Annotated in this window: 22 protein-coding genes; 17 read left to right on the top strand and 5 right to left on the bottom strand. The window is 48.7% G+C overall.

Annotated elements, in window-relative coordinates; translation table 11 throughout:
- Positions 1-28 precede the first annotated feature (28 nt).
- The 3 genes from DB48_RS16260 (at position 29) to DB48_RS16250 (ending at position 2997) form a co-directional block, all read left to right on the top strand.
- Positions 29-1069 carry a porin gene (locus tag DB48_RS16260; protein ID WP_041511260.1) on the top strand — a complete coding sequence of 347 codons (1041 nt, stop codon included), beginning with the start codon at positions 29-31 and terminating at the stop codon, positions 1067-1069.
- A 248-nt stretch (positions 1070-1317) separates the two neighbouring features.
- Positions 1318-1791 (top strand): GNAT family N-acetyltransferase, encoded by a 474-nt coding sequence (locus tag DB48_RS16255; protein ID WP_052813832.1) that lies wholly within the window; start codon positions 1318-1320, stop codon positions 1789-1791.
- Between the two features lie 285 nt (positions 1792-2076).
- A complete protein-coding gene (locus tag DB48_RS16250; protein ID WP_011865773.1) occupies positions 2077-2997 on the top strand; it encodes a manganese-dependent inorganic pyrophosphatase in 921 nt (306 codons plus the stop codon).
- A 97-nt stretch (positions 2998-3094) separates the two neighbouring features.
- Here DB48_RS16250 and DB48_RS16245 read toward each other — a convergent pair whose 3' ends face one another.
- Positions 3095-5497 (bottom strand): Lon protease family protein, encoded by a 2403-nt coding sequence (locus DB48_RS16245; protein ID WP_041511259.1) that lies wholly within the window; start codon positions 5495-5497, stop codon positions 3095-3097.
- A gap of 379 nt (positions 5498-5876) precedes the next feature.
- Between DB48_RS16245 and DB48_RS16240 the strand changes: the two genes are divergently transcribed.
- Positions 5877-6746 (top strand): GGDEF domain-containing protein, encoded by an 870-nt coding sequence (locus tag DB48_RS16240; RefSeq protein ID WP_235375428.1) that lies wholly within the window; start codon positions 5877-5879, stop codon positions 6744-6746.
- 1575 nt (positions 6747-8321) lie between these two features.
- Here DB48_RS16240 and DB48_RS16235 read toward each other — a convergent pair.
- Positions 8322-9593, bottom strand: a complete 1272-nt coding sequence (locus DB48_RS16235) for a tyrosine-type recombinase/integrase (RefSeq protein ID WP_152619184.1) — start codon at positions 9591-9593, stop codon at positions 8322-8324.
- Between the two features lie 324 nt (positions 9594-9917).
- Here DB48_RS16235 and DB48_RS16230 point away from each other — a divergent pair, with 324 nt between their 5' ends.
- Positions 9918-11489 carry a DUF3369 domain-containing protein gene (locus tag DB48_RS16230; protein WP_041511256.1) on the top strand — a complete coding sequence of 524 codons (1572 nt, stop codon included), beginning with the start codon at positions 9918-9920 and terminating at the stop codon, positions 11487-11489.
- A gap of 89 nt (positions 11490-11578) precedes the next feature.
- Here the strand turns inward: DB48_RS16230 and DB48_RS16225 are convergent, their stop codons facing one another.
- Positions 11579-12076: a hypothetical protein gene (locus DB48_RS16225; RefSeq protein WP_162484111.1), complete on the bottom strand. Its 498-nt coding sequence runs from the start codon at positions 12074-12076 to the stop codon at positions 11579-11581.
- Between the two features lie 264 nt (positions 12077-12340).
- Here DB48_RS16225 and ccoN point away from each other — a divergent pair, with 264 nt between their 5' ends.
- From ccoN to ttcA, 11 genes are all read left to right on the top strand, one after another.
- A complete protein-coding gene (gene ccoN / locus DB48_RS16220) occupies positions 12341-13768 on the top strand; it encodes a cytochrome-c oxidase, cbb3-type subunit I (protein WP_041511255.1) in 1428 nt (475 codons plus the stop codon).
- A 12-nt stretch (positions 13769-13780) separates the two neighbouring features.
- A complete protein-coding gene (ccoO, locus tag DB48_RS16215) occupies positions 13781-14386 on the top strand; it encodes a cytochrome-c oxidase, cbb3-type subunit II (protein WP_041511254.1) in 606 nt (201 codons plus the stop codon).
- A 15-nt stretch (positions 14387-14401) separates the two neighbouring features.
- Positions 14402-14569 carry a CcoQ/FixQ family Cbb3-type cytochrome c oxidase assembly chaperone gene (locus DB48_RS16210; protein WP_041511253.1) on the top strand — a complete coding sequence of 56 codons (168 nt, stop codon included), beginning with the start codon at positions 14402-14404 and terminating at the stop codon, positions 14567-14569.
- A 2-nt stretch (positions 14570-14571) separates the two neighbouring features.
- On the top strand, positions 14572-15540 hold the full coding sequence (gene ccoP / locus DB48_RS16205) for a cytochrome-c oxidase, cbb3-type subunit III (protein ID WP_041511410.1): 969 nt from the start codon (positions 14572-14574) through the stop codon (positions 15538-15540).
- A 110-nt stretch (positions 15541-15650) separates the two neighbouring features.
- Positions 15651-16130: a FixH family protein gene (locus DB48_RS16200; protein WP_041511252.1), complete on the top strand. Its 480-nt coding sequence runs from the start codon at positions 15651-15653 to the stop codon at positions 16128-16130.
- Between the two features lie 6 nt (positions 16131-16136).
- Positions 16137-18548, top strand: a complete 2412-nt coding sequence (locus tag DB48_RS16195) for a heavy metal translocating P-type ATPase (protein ID WP_041511251.1) — start codon at positions 16137-16139, stop codon at positions 18546-18548.
- Positions 18545-18730 carry a cbb3-type cytochrome oxidase assembly protein CcoS gene (gene ccoS, locus DB48_RS16190; RefSeq protein WP_041511250.1) on the top strand — a complete coding sequence of 62 codons (186 nt, stop codon included), beginning with the start codon at positions 18545-18547 and terminating at the stop codon, positions 18728-18730. Before DB48_RS16195 ends, ccoS begins: the two co-directional genes overlap by 4 nt.
- Complete coding sequence (locus DB48_RS16185) at positions 18727-19419, top strand: sulfite exporter TauE/SafE family protein (protein ID WP_041511249.1); 693 nt, start codon at positions 18727-18729, stop codon at positions 19417-19419. Before ccoS ends, DB48_RS16185 begins: the two co-directional genes overlap by 4 nt.
- A gap of 55 nt (positions 19420-19474) precedes the next feature.
- Entirely contained in the window at positions 19475-20224 is a 750-nt protein-coding gene (gene etrA / locus DB48_RS16180; protein WP_041511248.1) for an electron transport transcriptional regulator EtrA, read from the top strand.
- Between the two features lie 94 nt (positions 20225-20318).
- Positions 20319-21251, top strand: coding sequence for a universal stress protein UspE (gene uspE / locus DB48_RS16175; protein ID WP_041511247.1), 933 nt, complete (start codon positions 20319-20321; stop codon positions 21249-21251).
- Between the two features lie 84 nt (positions 21252-21335).
- Positions 21336-22289 carry a tRNA 2-thiocytidine(32) synthetase TtcA gene (gene ttcA / locus DB48_RS16170; protein WP_041511246.1) on the top strand — a complete coding sequence of 318 codons (954 nt, stop codon included), beginning with the start codon at positions 21336-21338 and terminating at the stop codon, positions 22287-22289.
- A gap of 122 nt (positions 22290-22411) precedes the next feature.
- On the opposite strand, the gene DB48_RS16165 is transcribed toward ttcA, so the two are convergent.
- Together DB48_RS16165 and DB48_RS16160 are read right to left on the bottom strand one after the other, a co-directional pair.
- Entirely contained in the window at positions 22412-23035 is a 624-nt protein-coding gene (locus DB48_RS16165) for a DUF2987 domain-containing protein (RefSeq protein ID WP_041511245.1), read from the bottom strand.
- Positions 23013-23840 (bottom strand): glucosaminidase domain-containing protein, encoded by an 828-nt coding sequence (locus tag DB48_RS16160; protein ID WP_041511409.1) that lies wholly within the window; start codon positions 23838-23840, stop codon positions 23013-23015. Before DB48_RS16160 ends, DB48_RS16165 begins: the two co-directional genes overlap by 23 nt.
- A gap of 135 nt (positions 23841-23975) precedes the next feature.
- Here DB48_RS16160 and yvcK point away from each other — a divergent pair, with 135 nt between their 5' ends.
- Positions 23976-24887, top strand: a complete 912-nt coding sequence (gene yvcK, locus DB48_RS16155) for a uridine diphosphate-N-acetylglucosamine-binding protein YvcK (RefSeq protein WP_041511244.1) — start codon at positions 23976-23978, stop codon at positions 24885-24887.
- The last annotated feature ends 29 nt before the right edge of the window (positions 24888-24916 follow it).

The following is a 24916-nucleotide window of genomic DNA, read 5'->3' as shown; positions in this document are numbered from 1 at the left end:
AATACTAAGCCTAAAAGAGATGATGATTATGAAAACTTTCCCACTTACATTATTGGCGACTAGCCTGTTTGTCGCCCCTCAAGTCATGGCCGAAGAACTTGTCGATTTTTATGGCCGACTCGATTATTCGGTAACACATTCCGACAGCGGTAGCGCGACCCATAGCGGCAAAAGTGGGACTATTCTCGAGAACAACTTCAGCCGTATCGGGGTAAAAGGGCAGACCGCACTGACCACAGACTGGTCACTATTTTACAAGATTGAGGTTGGGGTGAATGGTGCACAGCAAGATAAAGCGAGTAAGCCATTTTCTGCCCGTCCTACTTTTATCGGCTTTAAACATTCAAGCATGGGGCAACTAGCGGTTGGGCGCATCGATCCCGTATTTAAAATGAGTAAGGGTTTTGCCGATGCCTTTGATAACTATAGCCTAAAGCATGATCGGCTAATGCCTGGCGATAAGCGCCATGGTGACTCATTGGAATACAAGAGCCCTAAGTGGAACAAGCTACAATTGGGTGTGAGTTACCTGATGGAAGACAACTACTTTAACGACTCGGATCTGCGTAAAGATAACGGTAACTATCAAATCGCTGTGACCTATGCGGATAAGTTCTTTAAAACGAGTAACTTCTATCTCGGCGTTGCCTATTCCGACGGCATCGAAGACATTAAAGCCACTCGTTTAGTCGGCCATGTGAAATTCGATAAGTTAAAGCTAGGCACCATCATTCAGCAAACCGAACTTGCTAACCCGACTAAGCCACATTATCAAGACCGTGACGGTGTCGGTTACATTCTTAGCGCCACCTATCAGATCGAACAGCTGTTGTTGAAGGCTCAGTACGGTAGCGATGATTCAGGTACGGGCAAAATCGCGGGCCGTGTGTACGATGCGCTGGGCGAATCGGCCCTGGTCGTGCCTGAAGTCTCACAGTGGGCGGTTGGCGCCGAGTACCGTCTATCTAAATCTGCTCGTATCCACACCGAAATTGGTCAATTTGACGTGAAGCAATACCAAGATTTTGATGACACTATCGTCAGCCTAGGTTTCCGTTACGATTTCTAGTCTGTAAAGACAGTATAAAAAACTCCCTGGCGCATGGACGCGCCACTATTCTCGTAACTCTCGTTACACATACGTCTTTACACATCGGCCTTTAAGCATCAGTCTTTACACATCTCGATTCACTCCTCTGTCTTCACTCATCTTTCTTCCCGTTAGCTGTAGAATGTATCGCTTGCTGAGGTTTATCTAAAGTGGCTATCATAGCCAGCTGACTGACGTTGAGCGCACTAATAATAACAGGGAGTCCCATGCAAATTGAAAACAGTGAGCGTTTACGCTTTGAGGTGGTCACCAAAGAAGATGCACAGCTTCTATTCGATCTAAACCAAGACCCAGAGGTGATGCGCTATATCAATGGCGGCAAGCCTTCGACCATGGCAGAAATTGAAGACTATTTTATTCCTCGCATCGAAGGCTTTACCAACCTTGATGCCGGCTGGGGGCTTTGGAAGGTCACCACACTCGCCAGCAAAACAAGCCTTAGCGAGAGTTTTATCGGTTGGATCTTAGTGCGGCCGATGGATTTCTATACCGATACACCAAAACTTGAGGATCTCGAGGTGGGTTGGCGCTTTACCCAGGCCAGTTGGGGTAAGGGCTACGCCACAGAAGCGGCTAAGACCGTTTGTCAGGCTTTGGTAAAACACTCTCAGTCTAATGGCAACCCTTTACGCATTTCAGCGCAATCGCCGATCCGGCCAACAAGGGCTCGATCAACATAATGACCAAGCTTGGCATGCAGTATATTAAAAACGATAGCGTAGATACCCCTGACGGTGAGGTCGAGGTGGTGCTATACAGCATGTCCGTATAGGAGAGCATGACTAAGAGATATTCGGCGAGGATGGAGTGTTTTCTTATTCGGCGCCATCTGGCCTATATTTAGGCTGCGCAATTATCTTGAACCCTGGCATTAGACTAGCGTCTAACCAATTAAAGGCAGGGGAGTAATGTAAATTGATTTTCCTTTTGATAAAATGCCGCAAAATCTACTGTGAGAGTTAACTATGCCAATGTACGTTGTGGGTCATAAGATCCCAGATTCAGATTCAATTTGTGGTGCGATTGCACTGGCTTACCTGAAGAACCAAATCGGCGAAGAGGCCATTGCCGCTCGCCTGGGTGAGCCATCACCAGAAACCGCCTTTATCCTGGAACGCTTTGGTTTTGAAGCCCCGCTGTATAAAGAGCACTACGCCGGTGAGCAGGTTTATATCGTAGACCACTCTGAGCTGACTCAGGCGCCTGACGATATCGCCGAGGCGACCATTGTCGGTATCGTCGATCACCACAAGCTGGGCGACCTGACGACTTCTACACCACTTGAGTGTTGGATCCGCCCTGTGGGTTGTAGTAACACAGTGATCAAGATGATGTATGACTTCTACAACGTCGAAATCCCAAAAAACATCGCCGGTATCATGATGTGTGCCATCCTGAGCGATACGGTGATCTTCAAGTCGCCAACTTGCACCACGGCCGATATCAAGTGTGTCGAAGCACTGGCGGAAATCGCGGGTATCGAAGACTACAAGGCCCTAGGCATGGAGATGTTTAAGGTTAAGTCGGCGGTAGAAGGCACGCCGGTTCGCGATCTTGTGATGCGCGACTTTAAAGACTTCAATATGAACGGTAACCTGGTTGGTATTGGCCAATTAGAAGTGATCGACCTGTCTGTTTTTGATCAGGTTAAGGCTGAACTTGAAGCCGATATCGCGGCACTTAAGGCCGAAGGCAACCGTCACAGCGTGCTGCTGTTGCTCACCGACATCATGAAAGAAGGCTCTGAGATGTTGGTCGTATCCGATGATGCCGATCTGACCGAGCGTGCCTATGGTAAGGCGACCGAGAACGGTCGTGTCTGGCTCGATGGCGTCCTTAGCCGTAAGAAGCAGGTGGTTCCGCCACTGCAAGAAGCCTTTGCCTAATTGCGGTAATCGCACAGATAAAAAAGCCGGTCTTGTACCGGCTTTTTTATTGGTTAATGATTTGGATTCTAATCCTTTAGTCTTTAATCGTTAAACCTTAAACCTTAGCCTTTTCAGTGCGCTTAACGTGATCTCTTAGTTTCTGCAATCTGACATCGGCCAGGGCATAGAGGCTGTCTTTCGGATAGTCTTCGAACTCAAAATCGCGCTCACCGGCCGGGATGCCAGTTAAGATCTCAACCGCTTCATTGACGTGATCGATCGCCCAGATGGCAAACTCTCCCTTTTTAACGGCTTCGACGATATCACTTCTTAACATGAGGTTTTGCACATTGATGCGAGGAATGATCACCCCTTGACCCTGATGGCGTCCCTTTATCTTACAGACATCAAAAAAGCCTTCGATCTTCTCGTTTACTCCCCCTATGGGCTGCGCCTGACCGAACTGGTTCATCGAACCTGTGATGGCAACATCCTGACGCAGTGGTACCTTGGCAAAGGCGGATACGATAGCGCACAGCTCAGCCATAGAGGCACTATCACCGTCCACTCCCGAATAGTTTTGCTCAAAGGTGAGGTGAGTCGTGAGCGGGATCTTGTCCGTCTGACCGAAGATAGTCGCAAGATAAGCGGTCAAGATCATCACGCCTTTGGAGTGGATCTGACCGCCCAGTTCTACCTTGCGCTCGATATCAAATACGGCGCCTTCACCGAGGGAAACGCTGGCGGTGATACGACTCGGGGCGCCAAATTGATGATCCGAAGTCGCCACCACAGATAAAGCGTTGATTTGACCCACCACGCTGTCTTGCGTATCGATAAGGGTTGTACCGTTGATAAAGCTTTGCATCACATGGTCGCGCAGACGACAGACCCTGAGCTCATGATTATGCAGCGCCTGCTCCACATGGCCGGCGCGTATCATGTTCGACTTACTGGTGCGGGCCACATAGTTAGATTCGCGCAGCAAGTTGGCGATATCTGCCGAATGTAGCGACAACTTGTTTTGGGCATCGGCCTGGCGCGCGCTGAACTCTATGATACGTTTTATCGCGCCGCGATCGCAGTGCAGCATCTTGTTGCCTACGATGATACTGGAGATGAACTTAGCGTACTGCACCTCGGAGGCATCTGTGCGCGGCATCTCATCTTCAAAATCGGCAGTTACCCTAAATAGCTCTTTAAATTCAGGGTCATAGTGCTGCAATAACTGGTAGGTCTGGTAATCACCAAAAAGAATAATCTTCACATCTAACGGGATAGCTTCAGGATCCAGTGAGATGGTGCCCGACAGCGTCACCTCGCGCTCGAGGGAGCTCAGGCTGAGTTTTCGCGAACGAAGCGCGCGCTTCAGACCGTCCCACACATAGGGCTGTTCCAATACCTTGATGGCGTCGATCATCAACACACCGCCATTGGCCTTATGCAGGCTACCAGGGCGGATCAGGGAGAAATCGGAAAAGATGGTGCCCTTATAGGTCGCGTTTTCGATATAGCCGAAGATGTTGTGATAGTTAGGGCTCTCCTCAATCACAATCGGCATGGGGATATCGCCATGATTAACCAGCACGTTGACCTGGTAGCGCCGCGGCATCTTCTTGGCCAATGAGGCGTAGGAGAGGGCGATCTGCTCCTCATTTTGCTCGAGGAAGATATCCAGATTATCTAAGATATCTTTGTGCATCTCATTAAGGTGGGCCTTTACCTCGGGATATTGAGCATAACTTTCCTTCAAAGGTTCAAGCAGATGCACCAACACTTCCTGGGCTACCTGCTCGTCATGCTTCTGCTGTTTATCCGAGTAGCTCTCTTCCCAGGCGGTGAACTTACGCACCACCTCTCGCAGTTTAGACTCTAACGAACCGATGTTTTTCTCGAGTTTGGCCTGTTCCTTAGCGCTGAGCTCGGCAAAGCTCGACTCGGTGTGAGGCTCCTCGCCATTCATGGCGACCAGCTCGTAGCTGCCCTGAGGGTTGATAGACAGGCTGATCTGCTTGGCGGCGGCCTCTTTGGTGATCTGACCCAGTGCCGACTCCTGCTTGTCGGCCAACTGCGCCTTCAACTTTTCGGCCCGAGAATAGTAGAGCTCGTTGTCAAAGGCTAAGGGTAGGGCCTTGACCAGGCGTTTCATCAAATTTTCGATGTCTGCCTTGAAGGCCTGGGCCTGACCTCTAGGTAACTTGAGCACCTTAGGGGTTCGGGCATCGTCAAAGTTGACCACATAACACCAGTCGAACAGCTGGTGATGACCGTTAGGGTCATACCTGTCCAGGTAACGCATCACCATAGTGCGCTTACCTAGACCATTTCGGCCGATTGCGTAGATGTTATAGCCTTTGTCTTTCATTGACATGGCAAACTCTACTGCCTGTTGGGCCCGTTCCTGGCCAACGATCTCATTTAGCGGCGTCAGCTGTTTGGTCGATTTAATACTGGGATCGAGTAGGGCGAGTGTAGAAGAACGATAAAGCTTGTCACTGGCAAGAGGAGAAATTGACATAGGCGAGTGCCCTCATATGACAAATATTAAGCCCAGTGTAGGCAGCTCATTTTTCAATTTACAATCATTTTTTATGTTGAAAGAGGCATTTAGGCGTATCAAGCGGCTCGTTCGCTCATTATCTGTACAAATAGTGACAGCCTGGTGCAAAACCTCGACATGATGATGATTTTGACAATTTGTGAGCACAATACCGATTTAATTTAAATCCCGCAACGCCAGGCTAACTTGTTAATATAGCACTCGTAGTTAACACAACTATACTCTTGTTAGGTACAGGGAATGTCAGTTTAAATAAGAAGAGACCCTTGATATGCCGTATGACGCGTCCAATTTACATCCTGATCTACTCCAGTGCCTCGCTAGCGACAGTTATCTGTTGCAGCTAACATTAGACTCCCTACCTGTGCCTATCTTCTATAAAGATAAGGATGGTGTATATCTGGGCTGTAACCAGGCATTCGAGTCTTTTATCAAGCTTACCCGGGATGAGTTAATCGGGAAGAGCGTGTACGAGCTTTTCGACGATGACCTCGCCGAAGTCTACCAAAGGGCCGATCAGGCGCTTTTCGATAACCCCGGTGTGCAGATCTATGAAAAACAGATAAAAACCCTCGAAGGTGACTCGGTTTTTGTCCGTTTTCATAAGACAAGTTTTAATGATAATCGAGGCGAAGTGGCCGGCCTGATCGGTGTGATTTTCGATATCACTGAGCAAAAGGCATTAGAAGAACAACTCACACATCATGCCATCTATGACGATCTGACCCAGTTTTATAACCGGCGCGAAGGCATCGCCATAGGCGAGCGCTTGCATCATGCCTGTAGTCAACAACAGGGCGAACTTGGCGTCATTCTTATCGACGTTGATTATTTCAAGTTGATCAATGATAACTATGGTCACATGGCCGGCGACGATGCACTGCGCCATATCGCCGCGACATTAAAGCAACAACAAGATCCCGAGGATATATTGATGCGCTGGGGCGGTGAAGAGTTTGTCGTACTGGTTAATAGACCCTTTGGTGCAGACAAAGATTTTGAGATCTACCTTAAAGACACTGCACAAGCCTATTGCGATGCGATTAGAAAGAATCGTTTTCAGATAGGCGATGACTCACTGCAGATCACTTTTAGCTGTGGACTCAGTGCATTCGAGCCCAATAAGAGCCTTACTCAGATGCTGCACGATGCCGACACCGCGTTATACAGAGCTAAAGATGCAGGGCGAGATAATGTGAGCTGGTGACTTACATCGCCCGCAAACCGTATTTAACATAATATACATTGTGCGCAGTTATATTTGCCTGCATAGATGAGTGGATGCCTTTGCACAAGGTGCGTTGATTTAAGTCTTTCGGAGTTAACTGGAAAATACGCTACTTGTTTTAAGCAACAACATTGAAGCATTTTCTATTTAGTGGCTTTCTATCTGGTGACTATATCACAGGGTTCCTCATGCTATTTAGCAAAGATATGTTTCTCGTTGAGTGCTTTAGCTTATGCCTTACTGTAGCCAGAGCTCCTAGGTAATAACTAATTATTTCGTTATCGGGTTTTATGTTTCTCTGAGCTGTTCGATTCACGTTAGGTTTAATGTGGCTGTGCTCAATGCTGCCAATTGATGCCCGCATATAATCTATGTCCCAGTTTTCAGTGAGAGTCACTTTTTACCTTAAATCATGAAATTTTTAGGCGTTGCTACGTAAAATCTGATGGGGAATCCCCTTGATTAAGTTATTTCGTGCACGTAGCGACGCGTGTAATTTGGAACGAAATTAGCCTGGGCTCAGGGGTTATAGGAACTATTTAAAAAATCCTGCGCACCTAGAGTTAGTAATGCTATCTAAGTCTTTTCCTTAAACCAGCTTGAATATCAGCAGCAAACAGAATGTCAGCAAGTAAAGGACAAAGTTTATTGCTAGAACCTTGTTGGGTATGGCAACTTGCCGAGCAAAACTCATAGTGGTGATACTCTTTCATTCGAGTTCGACTAGTTTGAGTTCGACTAGTTTGAGTTTGACTAGTTTGAGTTTGACTAGTTTGAGTTTGACTAGTTTGAGTTTGACTAGTTTGAGTTTGACTGAGTTCTAAGTCCTTATTTCGTATTTCACAATCAGTAGCGTGACCAGTTGTACAGAGACTAGGTACAAATAGAGGCTCAGGCCGATGCTTTTTCTGGTCAATGCTTAGTCTTGTTAATGCTTTGGCTGCAATCGCAAGCCACTTATCAAGTGGTCCTTAAGATACTGACCATTAACAACGGGTCTTATCATTAAATCATAAGCGACTAGTCATAAGGCTCAATTCATGAAAACTAACCACAGGCCACTCAACGTCTGGCAAGCTTGAGTAAATCTGTCTAACGAGCAATCTTAAAACGAATAACGAGCACTGCGAAAATCAGTTCTATTAGCCAACAAGGCTTAAATCACTCTTTTGGTGAGATGCCGATAATGATACTTATCGGCATTAGTCTGTCTGGCTAATTGGGAAAGCACTTATTGGAAGTCACTATTTGTGATAATTCGAATCTAATATCCGGTTTAGACTTTGTGGTCAAAATTCGCTCACCTGGTCATCATAATGGTATCAACCTGAGAAAACATATTAAAAACATAGCATTATTAATGTGCAAAGTGTCATGGATGTGTCATCTAAGTGACATCGAACCGCAAAACAGTATCTTTAGACTAATAGAGTCAACTCAAATTAGAGCCCTATCTATTAAGTCTTTCCTGTTTGAGATACTTAAGCGATGCGACCGCTTTAGGCTCCCCCCCGTGTCTTCCCTGACACGGGCTTTTTGAGGATTCAATACTTGTTATTCGATGCCGGCTAACCTATCTATAGGTTTATTGGCTGCACTCTGATGCCTCTCCGCCTGAGACGTATGCAAATATTGCGATGTGGTGTCTATACTCTCGTGCCCTGCATCGGCCTGAACGTGGGAAAGCGGCCTGCCATTAAGGTTGATATCGTGGGTGATCCCCGTATGGCGGATACTATGAACGGTCAATTTTCGCATCACTTCTGCATCTTCTAAAAGTCCATCTTCTGCAGCGACATCGGCGGCCTGATTGATAAGCGACTGTACAGACTCCCTCACCTGGCGAATACCCAGATTAGCATCGATCAATCCCGCCTCGCGTCCTCGCCCGGCGGCCCTATGGCGAACAAAAATCGGGGTTTGTTCCTGATAACCAGGTAAAGGTGCCAGGCCTAAAAACTTTCTGTACTGTTTTAGCGCGGTCAATAACGCATTGGACAAGGGAATTTGTCGCTGTTTACCGCCTTTACTCTTGAGGATATGGAAACGCCAGATACCTGTCTGTTTATCTTGCTTAAATTGACCCATGATAGGACTGTAACCTGCTCTCGCACTCACGTCAGATACCCGCAGATAGCAACCGTAAATCAACTTGATCAAGAACAGACTACGTTGATATTGCTCAGGGTCAACTTTGGCTAGCCGTTCAACGGTTGAGATCACATAGGACCATTGCAACTCGGTAAAGGCGAGACCACTGCCCTCCTCTTCGCTCATAGCAAACTTACGCTTATGGGCAAATTTAGAATGGTTCATCCAGGCCTGGGCCGGATTACGCTCACAATAGTCTTCCGCCATGAGAAATCCATAGAATGAGGAGAGAATCGCCATCTTAGTCTTCAGGGCATTATCGCTGAGGTGATATTTTTCGCCTCGCTTGCCGACAAAGGGCCGCCATTGCGGGTTTGGCACTCGCTGCTGAGTCGATTTGTCGAGTTTAAACTGGGCGACGTTAAATTGACCGATCAAGTCTTGTGGCGGTGACTGGCAGTAAGCGACAAATCTATCCATGTCTCGCCTGCTGATCTGGCCGGGTGACTGCTGTACTACATCGAAGCACCAATGTAGGAAGCAGGTAATTTCACTGCGAAAGCTCTTATAGCTGTTTTCGTTTTCTCGCTGCGCGAAAAGAAGATCCGACGCCAGTTCATAAACATAGCCCGCGTCTTCGACGCAATTCATGGTAATTGCCGTAACATGCTGATTGACAGTGGGATTACCTACTTCGATATAGTCTATAGCTTCAAATAAGGGGATGGCGTGCAAGAGTCGTCTCCATAAAATTGAGGCACTTAAGTTTCGCTCAACCTACTATAGCAACAAAACATACAAAATATTCAATAGAATGCAGCACTTAGGCGAACAATTACTCACCTGGTTAAGATTCAAACTCTAGCTTGGATAAAAATATGCCGGAACCGTTACTCTCCCCGTTGTGGCTTAGCCATCCTTTATCTTGACGGAGCTGGCTAACTGCCTCATTTAATCTACAATTTTAATTTCTTGCCAGTCTAAATTCTCCAGCCAAATTGAGCGCAAGTTACTACACTAAATATTAAGGTCTATTAAATTCACCTAAGAGGGGTACGGATGCTGATTGATATGGCAAAAAAGAGTCCACTGTTCTCAGGTAAAAAGAAAGCAGCCGAAGCAGAAACAGGACCGGCCTGGCGCATACTCATCGTCGACGATGAGCCCGATGTACACACGGTAACCAAGCTAGCATTGTCTAGGTTCAAGCTAGATAACCGCGGCATCGAGTTTATTAATGCCTATAGCGGCGAAGAAGCTAAGCGGGTGTTACAAGAAGAAAAAGACGTGGCCATGGCGTTTATCGATGTGGTCATGGAGAGCGATCATGCCGGTCTTGAGCTGGTAAAATGGATCCGCGAAGAACATAACAATCAAAGCATAAGATTAATCCTACGCACCGGACAGCCCGGGCAAGCGCCGGAAGAAGATGTAATCGTTAATTACGACATTAACGATTACAAGGCCAAAGCCGAACTGGATTCTCGTAAGCTGATCACCAGCGTCTACTCTGCCCTAAGAAGTTACCGCGACATCATGGAAATCGAAGCGGCCAAGCAGACGCAAATTCGGTACCGAGAGGGACTAGAACGAGTCGTCAAGGCCACCTCAGGCCTGTTTGAATTGAGAACGCTGCATCATTTTGCCGATGGCCTGTTGACTCAGGTGGCCAATCTCCTCAACCTCAACAATGAGACTCTGCTGTTAACCTGCAATGCCATCGATGCAATGAGCAAAGAGTTGAGTACAGATAAACTCCACATCTTGGCTGGTACCGGCCAATTTGCCAGTCACCATGAAAAAGCCATACCCGAACCTATAGAGAAATTACTCAAACGTGCCTTGGAGGAAAAGACATGTCTGTATGAGGACAACTTGTTCGTCGGCTACTTCCCCGCCAAGAGTGGGTGGATAAACCTGCTATATATGGACAACATACATGCGATTGGCGATCTGGATAAGAAACTTATCGATATCTTTGCCATCAATGTGGGGGTTGCCTTTGAGAACCTGCTGCTGAACAAAGAGCTGGAAGACACCCAGTCGGAACTCATCTTCCGCCTGGGTGATGTGGTCGAGAGCCGCTCAAAAGAGGCCGCCAACCATGTTAAGCGTATGGCCGAATACTGCTATACCCTGGCAAAACTCGCAGGCCTAGACGATCAACAGGCTGATCTGATTAAACACGCGTCGCCGATGCACGATATCGGCAAAATAGCGACCCCGGATTCTGTGCTATTAAAGCCGGGTAAATTAACCGATGAAGAGTGGCAGATCATGCGCCAGCACCCTGCCATCGGCCATCAGATCTTGGGAAATTCCGAGCGCCCTATCCTCAACGCCGCTGCGATTATCGCCCTACAACATCATGAGAAGTATGATGGCAGTGGTTACCCTGATGGCTTGAAAGGAGAAGAGATTCATATCTTTGCGCGCATTGTCGCTATCGCGGACGTATTTGACGCCCTATCCCACAAACGTTGTTATAAACCCGCTTGGCCGCTGGATGAGGTGATTGAAGAGATTGCAAAAGGTTCGGGTACCCATTTCGACCCCGCGCTAACCACACTCTTCATCGACAACATAGAACATTTCAATAAGGTGCGATTAGCCCTGTCTGATGCCAATTAGCGAGTGCCATAGTTGAGCTGTGATGGGAACGAGTTTGGCTACACAGGGATCTAGGGCTAACTCGCTACACAAAGCAATCAGTACAATTTTTAGTCGTTGCGGCCTGAGTTGTCGGCCAAAAAATCGTACATAACAGTCTTAGACTGACCGTCTATCTCGAAGCTAGCGATAAGACGCCACACCATATAATTGCTGCTGCAAGAGCCGTATATTAGCGTTCCTTGATAGGTGTTTTTAGCCGTTTCACTTAAAATAACTGGAATAACCCCCATAAACATATCTCTGCCCTCAACCCTTACCTCGAGGTTATCAAGTGTTACACCACTAGTTAAGGTAACAGATAAGGGTTTTTCACTTGAAGAATCTGCTGGAGAAATCGCCAGCGAAATCAGGGTTTCGCCTATCTGCTTAGCGCAAGCGCCTTGATGAAAATCGCATAGGCTGGTGTCGATTTCAAAAGTGGCCTTAGTCGCGGATTTTAGCGCTTGTTCAGGTGCTTTTTGGGGCTTTTCACAGCCTGTTGCCAAGACCATCAAAAACAGGCTTGCAACGAGCGAAGTAACGGGGAAGTGTCGATTCAGTAGCACAATTATTAACCTTTTGAATCATAGTGTTTACATTCTATCCAGGTAGTTTGATCTGGATCAATATCCCTGGCCGCATAATTCCTATCTTTTTTGATATTGCTCAAGTATCATTGCGTTACTCGGCATTAATTTGCGTTAATGTTGCGTGACACATTGACACAATCTTGTTTGTTTCGTAGGGAAACAAGCCTTTGATGTCATTTTACCGGGTAAAGTGCCACTTTACTCAAACAATAAGTATAAGTAATAAGCAGTGGAAGCAATATGATGAACCATTCCCAGCCTCAAGGCGCTGATTACAATTACACCGTTGTCCGCCAATTTGCCCTTACCACAGTACTGTGGGGCATTATTGGTATGACGGTAGGTGTATTGATCGCGGCCCAGTTAATCTGGCCACAACTCAACTTCGAAACTCCATGGCTAACGTACAGTCGTCTACGACCTCTGCACACCAACGCCGTGATTTTCGCGTTTGGTACTTCAGCGTTATTTGCAACATCCTATTATATCGTCCAGCGTACCTGCCAAACCCGCCTATTTGCACCTAAGTTAGCTGCATTTACCTTCTGGGGATGGCAAGCCATTATTCTTTCAGCCGTTATTACTCTGCCGCTGGGTCTGACCAGCAGTAAAGAATACGCTGAACTTGAATGGCCTATCGACATCGCTATTACCATAGTATGGGTAGCCTATGCCGTTGTGTTCTTTGGCACAATTGTTAAGCGAACCACGTCACACATCTATGTGGCAAACTGGTTCTTCGGCGCCTTCATCATCACGGTTGCAGTACTGCATATCGTGAACTCTATGGCAGTACCTGTCAGCCTGTTCAAGTCATACTCATTATACTCTGGTGCCGTCGATGCCATGGTGCAATGGTGGTATGGCCACAACGCCGTTGGCTTCCTACTGACTGCTGGTTTCCTGGGTATGATGTACTACTTCGTACCTAAGCAAGCGGGTCGTCCTGTTTATTCTTACCGTCTGTCTATCGTTCACTTCTGGGCTTTGATTGCACTGTACATCTGGGCGGGTCCACATCACCTGCACTACACAGCGCTACCAGACTGGACACAGTCACTGGGTATGGTGATGTCTCTGATCCTGTTCGCACCTTCTTGGGGCGGTATGATCAACGGTATTATGACTCTGTCTGGTGCTTGGCATAAGCTAAGAACCGACCCTGTTCTGCGTTTCTTGATCGTTTCTCTGTCTTTCTATGGTATGTCGACCTTCGAAGGTCCTATGATGGCCATTAAGACTGTTAACGCATTGTCTCACTACACCGACTGGACCGTAGGTCACGTACACTCAGGCGCACTAGGCTGGGTGGCTATGGTATCTATCGGTTCGCTATACCACCTGATCCCTGCAATCTACGGACACGGTCGTATGTACAGCACACAACTGATTAACGTTCACTTCTGGTTGGCGACTATCGGTACTGTACTTTATATCGTTTCAATGTGGATCTCGGGTGTTATGCAAGGTCTGATGTGGCGTGCAGTTAACTCTGACGGCACCCTAACCTACAGCTTCGTTGAAGGTTTGGAAGCGTCATACCCATTCTACTTTGTTCGCTTCTTAGGCGGCCTGTTCTTCGTCACTGGTATGCTACTGATGGCATACAACGTGGTTAAGACAGTTAAGGCGCCAAAAGAATCTTTGCCAGCGTTGGCTGAAGCATAAGGAGTAGATTTGATGAAATTTAATCATGAGATAGTCGAGAAAAACATCGGTCTGCTTGGTATCTTTACCGTTATTGCTATCAGTATTGGTGGCCTGGTACAGATCACTCCCCTGCTTTTCCAAAAAGACACTACTGAGCCTGTAAATGGACTGCGTCCATACTCAGCGCTTGAGTTAGAAGGTCGTGACATCTACATCCGTGAAGGTTGCGTAGGTTGTCACAGCCAGATGATTCGTCCGCTACGTGCTGAGACTGAGCGTTACGGTCACTACTCTGTTGCCGGTGAGTCAGTTTGGGATCACCCATTCCTATGGGGTTCTAAGCGTACTGGTCCAGACCTGGCCCGTGTTGGCGGTCGTTACAGCGACAAGTGGCATGAAGTTCACCTACTTGATCCTCGCGCAGTAGTACCACAATCAAACATGCCTGCCTTCCCTTGGTTGGCCGAGAACGTCCTAGACGGCGAGCTAACGGCTAAGAAGATGGAAGTGTTCCGTGGTTTCGGTGTGCCTTACTCTCAAGAAGATATCGACAACGCTAAGAAAGCCGTTGAAGGTAAGACTGAGATGCAGGCACTAATTGCATACCTACAGTCGCTAGGTCACGCACTGAAATAAATTGGAGGCATAAATATGGATTACGGCACATTACAAGGGATCATTACCGTTGTTGTCATGGTGACGTTTGTCGGTATTTTTGCATGGGCTTATAGCGGTCGTCGTAAGGCTCAATTCGACGAGGCCGCTAACCTTGTTTTCTCAGATGATGAGAAGAACAAGGACTCAGGAGAACATAAGTGATGATGAGTAGCTTCTGGAGTATTTGGATTACCGTACTCACAATTGTGGTAATCGCAGGATGTTTCATCCTACTGTTTGTTGTCTCTAAAAACACCACAGGTGTTGAAGAAGGCAAATCAATGGGTCACAGCTTTGATGGCATTGAAGAGATCAATAACCCACTACCTAAGTGGTGGAGTTATATGTTCTACATCACCATCATCTTCGGTGTGGTCTACCTGGCGGCGTACCCAGGCCTAGGTAACTTCAAAGGTTTCCTCGGTTGGTCAAGCTCGAACCAAAGCATTGGTACCGATAAAGGTATCAAGGAAGATTCTGCCGCAGCCGTTGAACTGGCTGAGAAGGAACATCGCTGGGTTCAGTATGACCAAGAAGTCGTCAAGGCTAACGCTAAGTACAGCCCGATTTTCGAGGCGTACCTGGCTACACCGCTTGAAGAGCTAGTGAAGAACGAAGAGGCCCTCAAAGTGGGTGGTCGTCTGTTCCTGCAAAACTGTGCTCAGTGCCACGGTAGTGACGCGCGCGGTAGCAAGGGCTTCCCTAACCTGACTGATGGTGATTGGTTATATGGCGGCGATCTTGCCACCATCAAGACGACCATCATGAACGGTCGTCACGGCATGATGCCTCCAAAAGGCGGTCTACCTATCGAAGACAGCGAGCTGAAAGGCCTAGCTGAATACGTGGTGAAGCTGTCTGGTCGCGATCACGATGAAGCGTTGGCCGCTCAGGGTCAGGCATCATTCATGAAGGGGTGTTTCGCCTGTCACGGTATGGACGGTACTGGCAACAAGTTCATGGGTGCACCTAACCTCACCGACAACACTTGGTTGTATGGCGGTAGCCGCGGTGTGATCCAAGAGAGCATTAAGAACGGCCGTTCTGGCGTGATGCCTGCTTGGAAAGATGTCTTGGGCGAAGAGAAAGTTCATGTCATCTCAGCCTATGTTTATAGCTTGTCAAACAAGTAATTACATATAAGTAACACCAAGGCCTCGAGACAGATCGAGGCCTTTTTTTTAAGTGCTATCACTGCCATTTAACGGTAAGATATGGCCAACAAAAATAACAGGTAGTATCCATGAATAAACCACAAGCTTGGTATAAACAGTTTTGGCCTTGGTTTCTGATTATTTTGCCGCTGTGCGCCGTATTTGCCAGTGTGAACCTCATGTTCCTCGCAGTCGAAAACAAAGATTCCCTAGTCTCTGAAGACTATTACAAAGACGGCAAGGCCATTAACATGGACCTGCGTAAGATTAAACATGCCAAGCAGCTCGGATTACAGTTTGAGTTACATTTGGCGAAAGATGAGATCACCCTTACCCAGCACGGCGGCGAGCCTTATGCCGCGGCGCTCAATGTTGAATTCTATCACCCTACCCTACAAGAAAAGGACTTTGGCCAGGTAGCCACCGCCGATGGCAACATGGTTTACCATATCAAGCTCAACACGCCAATTCAGGGTAGTTGGGAAGTCAGACTTGAAGGGTTTGATCGCAGCTGGCGCATCCAGAAACGTCTCGAGCTAAAAGATAATCAACAATACTGGTTAAACTAATCTTTTATGGATGCGTTAAACTGCTTTCATTGCGGCGAGCCGGTGACTACCGGCCGCCAATTCGAGACCCTTATCGATAATGTTCCTCAGCCTATGTGTTGTCCCGGCTGCCAGGCCGTCTCCGCAGCCATCATAGAGGCGGGGCTCATCAACTATTATAAGTATCGTACCGAACCTGGCAGCAAGCAGACGGCGCTGGTGCCCGAGGCGCTCAATGCCTTTTCCGCATTCGATCTCAAAGAGGTCCAACAGGACTTTGTGCACCAAGACGTGCATCAAGACAAACAGAGTGCCAGTACCTCTCTTACCATAGATGGCATCACCTGTGCGGCCTGCGCCTGGTTGATCGAGCATAAGCTGCAGCATATTGACGGGATCAATAAGATAGCAGTTAACACCACCACAGAGCGCGCCCAAGTCAGCTGGGATCCGGACAAGATTAAGCTGTCGGAGATCTTGGCGCAGATTAGCCGTATCGGCTATCAAGCCGCCCCCTATCAGGTGGATGACGAAGAGATTCAGAGCAAGAAGAATAGCCGTAAATTCCTGCTTAGATTAGGGCTGGCAGGCTTCGCCACCATGCAGGTAATGATGTTTGCCCTGGCGCTCTACTCGGATTACTTCACCGATCTCGATGTGGAATTCAGAGACTATTTCCGTTGGGTAAGCATGATATTCGCCGCGCCTGTGGTCTTCTATTCGGCGCAGCCTTTCTATTTTAGTGCCCTGCGCGCCATGTTATCGGGCAGGCTCAACATGGACGTGTCGGTATCTATCGCCATCTGCGGCGCCTATATCGCCAGCTGTATCGCCACGGTGTCGGGCCAGGGAGAGGTCTATTTTGAATCGGTGAGCATGTTTACCTTCTTCCTGCTGCTAGGTCGTTATTTTGAGCAAAATGCACGGCAGAAGGCCTCCATCAGCTCTAATAACCTGCATAAACTGATCCCGCTAACTGCCAACCTGCTGGACGATGAAGGTAATCAAACCGAGGTGCCGGCCAAGCGCCTCAAGGTGGGAGACCTCATCATGGTCAAGCCCGGTGAGGTGATCGCCGCCGATGGCGACATAATCGAGGGTATGAGCAGTGTCAACGAGGCCATGCTCACGGGCGAGCAGATGCCGGTGACTAAAAACCTTAATAGCCGGGTATATGCGGGTACCATCAATGTGGACCACCCGATTCAGGTCAAGGTCACGGCGACCGGGCAAGATCAGCTAGTTGCCGAAATCATCCGCTTACAAGAGGCGGCATCGAACAACAAGCCTAAAGTGGCCCTCTACGTCGATACTATCTCGAACTATTTTACCTGGACCATCTTGGTCGTGGCCGCCCTCACCTATCTGGTGTGGAAACATTATTGGCCCGAAGATGCCTTTTGGGTCACGCTTTCCGTCTTAGTTGCCACCTGTCCTTGCGCGCTGGCGTTAGCAACGCCAACGGCGGTGACCTGCGCCACCGGACTCTTTACCAGGCTTGGGGTGGTGGCCCGCCGTCCAGGCGTGTTTGAAAAGCTGCCAAAAGTCGATCAGGTGGTATTTGATAAGACGGGTACCCTGACTTCCGGCAGTTTAACCCTGCGCGAAACGCAGCGTTTTACTCAAGAAGAATCCCTCGAGGTGCTAGCGATTGCCGCCGCCATGGAGTCACAATCGATTCATCCGATCGCTAAGGCGTTCGCCCCCTATTACCAAACGGGTTATCGGCTAAGTGATAGTCAGTATGTCGCCGGCGAAGGTGTGATAGCCAGCGTCAATGACACCCGCTATTTTCTCGGCAGCGTGGATTTTATTCGAGGTAACACTCAGCTTGGCGATATTGAAGGCAATCACAGCGTCTACCTCGCCGATAAAACCCGCTTGCTCGCCGGTTTTACCCTGAGCGATACGATTCGAGAAGATGCCAAGGCAACGCTGCACACCCTGAAAGAGATGGGCTTTGCCACCTGCATCGCCAGCGGTGACACCAGCGAACACGTCGAACAAGTCGCCGCAGAGGTGGGTATCGACACCTTACATAAGGGATTAAAGCCGCAAGATAAATTGAAACTTATCAATCAGCTAAGAGATCAGGGCAAACAGGTGGTCATGTTCGGTGACGGCGTCAATGATGCGCCTGTGCTTGCGGGCGCAAACCTGTCGGTGGCCATGGGGAGCGGCGCCGATATTGCTAAAAACAGTGCAGACCTCATCTTGCTTGGCGATCAGCTTTCACGCTTTCCCCAGGCGGTTCGTATCGCCAAGCTGACAGAGCAGATCATCAGGCAGAACCTGATCTGGGCCCTTGGCTATAACCTGCTTATCATTCCTTTAGCGGTAACTGGACACGTGTTACCCTACATTGCCGCCATAGGTATGTCGGCCAGCTCATTAATTGTTGTCGCCAATAGCCTCAGACTACTAAAGGTTCGTTTATGAGTATTATCTATGTATTGATCCCTATCGCCATGCTGTTTGTGCTGGTTGCCGTAGGCATCTTCTTCTGGGCCGTGAAATCTGAACAGTTTGACGATCTCGACAGGCAGAGCGTATCTATCCTGTTTGATGATGACATCAAGCAGAAGCCTAAAGACACCAAAGACGAGTCGACGCCAAGTTGATCGATTTTAGCGTTACCGGCGCCTTCCTCGTCGGCCTGATGGGCGCGGGCCATTGCATCGGCATGTGTGGTGGCCTGGTCGGCGCCTTCTCCCAGCAGCTCCCTAAAAAAGCCAGCGATAATATTCTGCTGGGTCAGCTCAAGTTTATTCTCAGCTATAACTTGGGGAGGATCTTAAGCTATACCACGGCCGGCGCTCTGGTGGGCGGCTCGGCCAGCCTGCTCAGTACCCTCTTCAGTATCGATGCCTACCTAATTGGCATGCGCGTATTCGCCGGTGTGATGATGATAGTGACTGGTCTGTATATTGCGCAGCTCTGGTCTGGTGTGGTGCAGATTGAGCGCGTGGGGAAATTATTGTGGCGTCTCATCGGTCCTATCGCCAATAAGTTACTACCGATAAAAGATTTAAAACAAGCCTTTGCGGCAGGCCTACTATGGGGTTGGTTACCCTGCGGCCTAGTCTATAGCACCTTGACCTGGGCGGTCGCGGCAAATTCGGCGCAGCAAGGCGCCTTGATCATGGCGGCTTTTGGCCTGGGCACCCTGCCCGCACTGGTCAGCGTCGGTGTCGCAGCCCGCTATTTCGCCCAGTTGGTTCAGGCTAGAAAAGTAAGGCTTATCAGTGGCTTAATCTTAGTAAGCTTTGGCATACACACTTTGTATATTGCATTTGCTCAGCTAGGCTAGCTGTCACTATTAAATTAGTTTAACATAAGCCTAATTGAGAAATTCGAGAGAGATTATGACAGATATTATTAAAAGTCGTCGTTCGGCTGTACCCGGATGCGCCATTCATTGTCATGACTGCAGTATGGGTACGTTATGTATTCCTTTCACGTTGAATAACAACGAGCTAGATCAGCTTGATGACATCATCGAACGTAAGAAACCGATACAGAAAGGCGAGCAAATTTTTAAGTCTGGTGACTCGTTAAAATCTCTCTATGCGATACGCTCAGGCACCATCAAGAGCTACACCATCACGGAGCAAGGTGATGAGCAGATCACCGGCTTTCACCTGGCAGGCGATGTGATAGGTTTCGATGGCATTCACTCGCAAACCCATCAAAGTTTTGCCCAAGCCCTAGAGACCTCTATGGTCTGTGAGATCCCGTTCGATACCTTAGACGAACTCTCAGGCACCATGCCTAAGCTCAGACAACAGATCATGCGTCTCATGAGCAACGAGATCCAAAGCGATCAGGAAATGATCTTGCTGCTGAGTAAGAAGAACGCCGAAGAACGTCTAGCGGCCTTCATCAGTAATCTGGCCAGTCGTTTTGGCAGCCGTGGATTCTCTCCCAAGGAGTTCCGCCTCACCATGACACGCGGTGACATAGGTAACTATCTTGGTTTGACCGTTGAAACCATCAGCCGTCTGCTGGGACGCTTCCAAAAAGCAGAATTGATCGAGGTAAAAGGAAAGTACATTACCATCGTCGATTTTGACTCGCTTAATAAGTTAGCTGGTAACAATAAGATAGGCCGCTAATTAGCCGGTTTTCTGGGCAAATTTGATCTAAAACAAGGCAATTTGCCCTATATCGCTCATTATTTAAGTACCACCTCAGATAAAGGAAGAATCTATGAAGGACTATCATAAGATCCTTGTTGTAGTGGATCCAACAAGCGACAAGCAATCTGCCCTCGCCAGAGCCGTTGAACTCGCCTCTAAAAACCAAGCGTCAATCACCGTTTTTCTCTCTATTTTCGATTTTTCCTACGAGATGACCTCTATCCTCTCGGGTCATGAGCGCGAAGCCATGCGCCAGGGAGTCATTGCGCAGCGTCGCGCCTGGCTCGACGATATCCTGGCTGGCTACAAAGACAGTGGCGTAGCCATCGATAGCGAAGTGATCTGGCACAACCGTCCTTTCGAGAGCATTATCCTTCACGCCATCGAAGGTGGCTATGATCTGATCGTTAAGGGTACTCACGAGCACGATAAGCTCAAGTCAGTGATCTTTACCCCCACAGATTGGCATTTGATGCGCAAGGCGCCCGTGCCTGTCCTTCTGGTGAAAGAACACGACTGGCCGGTGGCCGGTAAGATCTTGTGTGCCATCAACGTGGCCTCGGAAGATGATGATCACCAAACCCTTAACGGCAAGATCATCGAACACGCCCAAGACTTAGCCAAGAAGTTTGATGCTCAGGTACATCTGGTTAACGGCTACCCTGGCACCCCGGTCAACCTTGCCATCGAGCTGCCGGACTTTGACGCACACACCTACAGCGAAACCATTCGCATGCAGCATGAGCAGCGGGTGTGTTACCTGGCCAGCAATTACGGCATCTCTAGCGACTTCTGTCATATCAAAGAGGGTTTACCAGAGGATGTCATCCCTGAACTGGCCGAACAGCTCGACGCCGAGCTGGTGATTCTTGGAACCGTCGGCCGCACTGGCTTCTCGGCGGCGCTAATCGGTAACACCGCAGAGCATGTTATCGACAGCATTAACTGCGACCTACTGGCGATTAAACCCGACGGTTATAAGTCACCACTAGAAGAGGAATGATCGCCTTAGGCCATCTTCTTTAGCCACATTTTTTAAGATATACTACGCGCCCAGAATTTTACGATACTAGGCGCGTTTTTTATTATGTCTGAAGAAACCCTCTCAAAGAAACAGATAACTCGGCTAAACAAGCTACAAAAGCGTCTTAGACGCGAAGTCGGTAGTGCCATCGCCGATTACAACATGATTGAAGAGGGCGACACCGTCATGTGCTGTCTTTCCGGCGGCAAAGACAGTTATGCCATGCTGGATATCTTGGTCAATCTGCAGCAAAGAGCGCCGGTTAATTTTAATCTGGTAGCCGTCAATTTGGATCAGAAGCAGCCAGGTTTCCCAGAAGACATTCTGCCAGCCTATTTAGATAGCCTAAAGGTGCCTTACCATATCCTCGAGAAGGACACCTACTCTATCGTTAAAGATAAGATCCCCGAAGGCAAGACAACCTGCTCGCTCTGCAGCCGCCTGCGCCGCGGTACCCTGTATGGTTTTGCGCAGAAGATTGGCGCCACTAAGATTGCCCTGGGCCATCACAGAGACGACATCATAGAAACCATGTTCCTCAACATGTTCTACGCCGGTAAGCTTAAGGCGATGCCGCCTAAGTTGCTCTCAGATGATGGCGCGAACGTGGTTATCCGCCCTCTCGCCTACAGCCGCGAGAAAGACATTGCCGAATATGCCGAGTTAAAGGCGTTTCCAATTATCCCTTGTAACCTGTGTGGCTCTCAGGAAAACCTGAAGCGCGCGGCGGTAAAAGAGATGCTCAAGAGCTGGGATAAGCAGTTCCCCGGCCGTATCGAAACCATCTTCACTGCGATGCAAAACACGAGCCCGTCACAGGGTGTCGATAGAGAGCAGTTCGACTTTGTCTCTTTGAAACAAGATCCCGACGCACCGATGAAAGGCGATGTGGCCGAGTCGGATCTGCCGGCGTTTGACTTCCTGGACCTGGCTAACAGCGGTCATATCGACCTCGACGCGGCCAAGCGCAGTAGCGATCAGCTTAAAATCGATGTGGTGAGCACCTATACGCCTTAGGTTTTTACATAGCAGCTTGTATGAATTGTCTTTATAGATAATAAAAAAGCCCTCTCTTGAGGGCTTTTTTACGTCTATGACTGTCTTTAGTCTGTCTATGTCCGCGGTATTAAACCCGCTAACTAGGAACTCTTGACCCAGGGGCTGATAACCTTAGGCGTTTCACTAAAGCTTATCTTGGAAAGTGCGTTTATCTTTTCGTTCGCTAAGCGGTAGATACCATCGACTTGTTGCATCTTACCATCTATGGTCACCTGCGCCTTACCGGCAAACTCAAAGTTAACCCCGGCAATATCCTCGGCGAAATATTTCATCGGAAAGCCCTGCATCTGCTTGAGCAGTTGATCCATCTGCATGGCAAGCTCACTTAGCGCAGCCTGGCTATATACATTTGAAGGTGACTTGGCGCGGATCTGCATCGCCACCCCACAACGCGTGGCATCGTTCTTCATCTGTAGATTGATGAGGGCACGGTCTGACTTCAAGGTTTCATCGAATGGAATATAGAGGCGTTGGTCTCCGGAGAAGGTCAGCGGATAGTTACGCTTCTCTGTGGTGATTGAGCCGCTCTCGATAAAACAGCCATTTTCCTTAGGCACAGAGAAGGCGATGTCGATAAGCGAATAGTTGCCTTTATTCATCTGCTTCATTCTTTGATAGAAGCCCTGATAGTCGAGAGAAATGGGCGTTGCCTGAACAACACTCGTTGCCAGAAGCAGGCAACTACACAGCAGGGCTTTGTTCATGATTTTCCACCAAAAATTGATTGTTATGACGTAGCATATCAAGCAGCTCTTCAACGTAAGCTTCCTGACGCTCTGAGTAATTCATTAGGCCGTAGACTAACTTCTCGGCGCTTACCGGCTGATTCTCAGCCCTTAAATCGGCGCGAATGGCCCGAAGAAGCGAGTAGGCGGCGTTCGAGTTAAGGTTGCGCATGTAGGAGCCGACCGAATCTTCGACGCTCTTAAACACCGCAACTTCGTGGCTGAGCCCTTCGGTGCGCGACTGTGGCACTAGACCACAACCTTTCTTAAAACACCACTGACCGAAAAAGTTCATCCCTTCCCTGGCAAAACGACTACTGCCCCACCCGGTTTCGTTAGCCGCCTGAATCAACACCAAATCTTCTGGAATGGTGTCGACCCGCGTCAATAACTCATCCAAGGATTCGAGGGTGGCACCGCGCATCGAATACTGATATTTGCTTGCCAGTTGCAAGATGCGATAGGCCTCTGCCTCGGACAAGGGTTGTTGGTTCGCTAGATGGAGACGAGATTGCTCTAAAAACTTACGCTCGTCACTAATCACGGCATTGTGGTGCCTGATCGCCGGACGAAGAAAATCGAAGAAAGCCTGTTTCTTGGTCGCAATATCGCTAATTGCCTGGAAATCTGGAATGGCACTAAATTGACTGCGATTCTTTAAAATCGTTCCCGGCGCCTGTTCTGGCTCGGTCTTGCGCTCTATCAGAAATAGCTTTACCGCCAATACCGCTAACGCAACAATCCCTAGGGATAATATCAACTTATTGATGTGACCTGTTCTCAAATGCTTCGCTCTTATTGGGAGTTCATGGGCGGCATTATATGTCATCTTAGCCATGAACAAAACCGCTATACCTATAGGACGAATGGGTTATAATGGCCGGCAGGTAAATGGGGATTCAGGAAGGAAATACCCGACATGCGCGATTACGCCATCAATCAATATCAACATGTTGTCGCCATCGGCGGAGGCCACGGACTGGGCCGAGTCTTATCCTCTCTCTCGTTTCTCGGTCCAAAACTCACCGGCATAGTGGCCACCACGGACAATGGCGGTTCAACCGGACGCCTACGACAGCAACAAGATTGTATCGCCTGGGGCGATCTGCGTAACTGCCTGTCTCAGCTCGCCAGTCGCCCCTCTGTCGGCTCCTTATTGTTTGAATACCGATTCGGCGGTAACAGCGAACTCGCCAACCACAATCTGGGTAACCTGGTGTTGATGGCGCTGGATGACCTTTGCGTGCGGCCGTTAGATGCGGTCAATCTGATTCGCAAACTGCTTAATATAGAGACCCAAGTGATCCCTATGTCGGAGCAACCTACCCACCTGGTCGCCATTCAATCTTGCGGTAAACGTATCTTTGGAGAAGTCGAGGTAGATCAAAAGTGTGAAGATCCTATCGCCCTCTCGCTGGAACCCATGGTGGATGCCACCCTCGAGGCCTGTAATGCGGTTAGACAAGCGGATCTCATTATATTAGGCCCAGGAAGTTTCCTGACCAGCATCATGCCGCCACTGCTGTTGCCTAAATTGAGCCAGGCACTACATGACTCCAAGGCGAAGGTGGTCCTAATCGATAATCTGACCGAGGAGCCTTCCGCTGCGGCTAACTTTAGCCTGGAGGAGCGCCTTAGCTGGTTTAAGCAGGTCATGGGTAATAAACCGGTCGATCATGTGCTATGTCATGGTGACAGGTATCTTACCACAGGCATAGTCACTCGTTATCCCCTGCGTAGCCGCCACCATCAGGCGCTTCACGACAGAGCCGCGCTGGCCGACGCCCTGTCTCTCATTGTTGAGCCCCAGACGCTCGACGCACTGGCATAAAAAAACGCCACGTTATTAACAGCGTGGCG

It is taken from the genome of Shewanella sp. cp20 (assembly GCF_000832025.1).
Classification (GTDB): domain Bacteria; phylum Pseudomonadota; class Gammaproteobacteria; order Enterobacterales; family Shewanellaceae; genus Shewanella.
The sequence above is the reverse complement of the archived record's forward strand: the minus strand, read 5'-3'. Positions and strand labels throughout refer to the sequence as shown.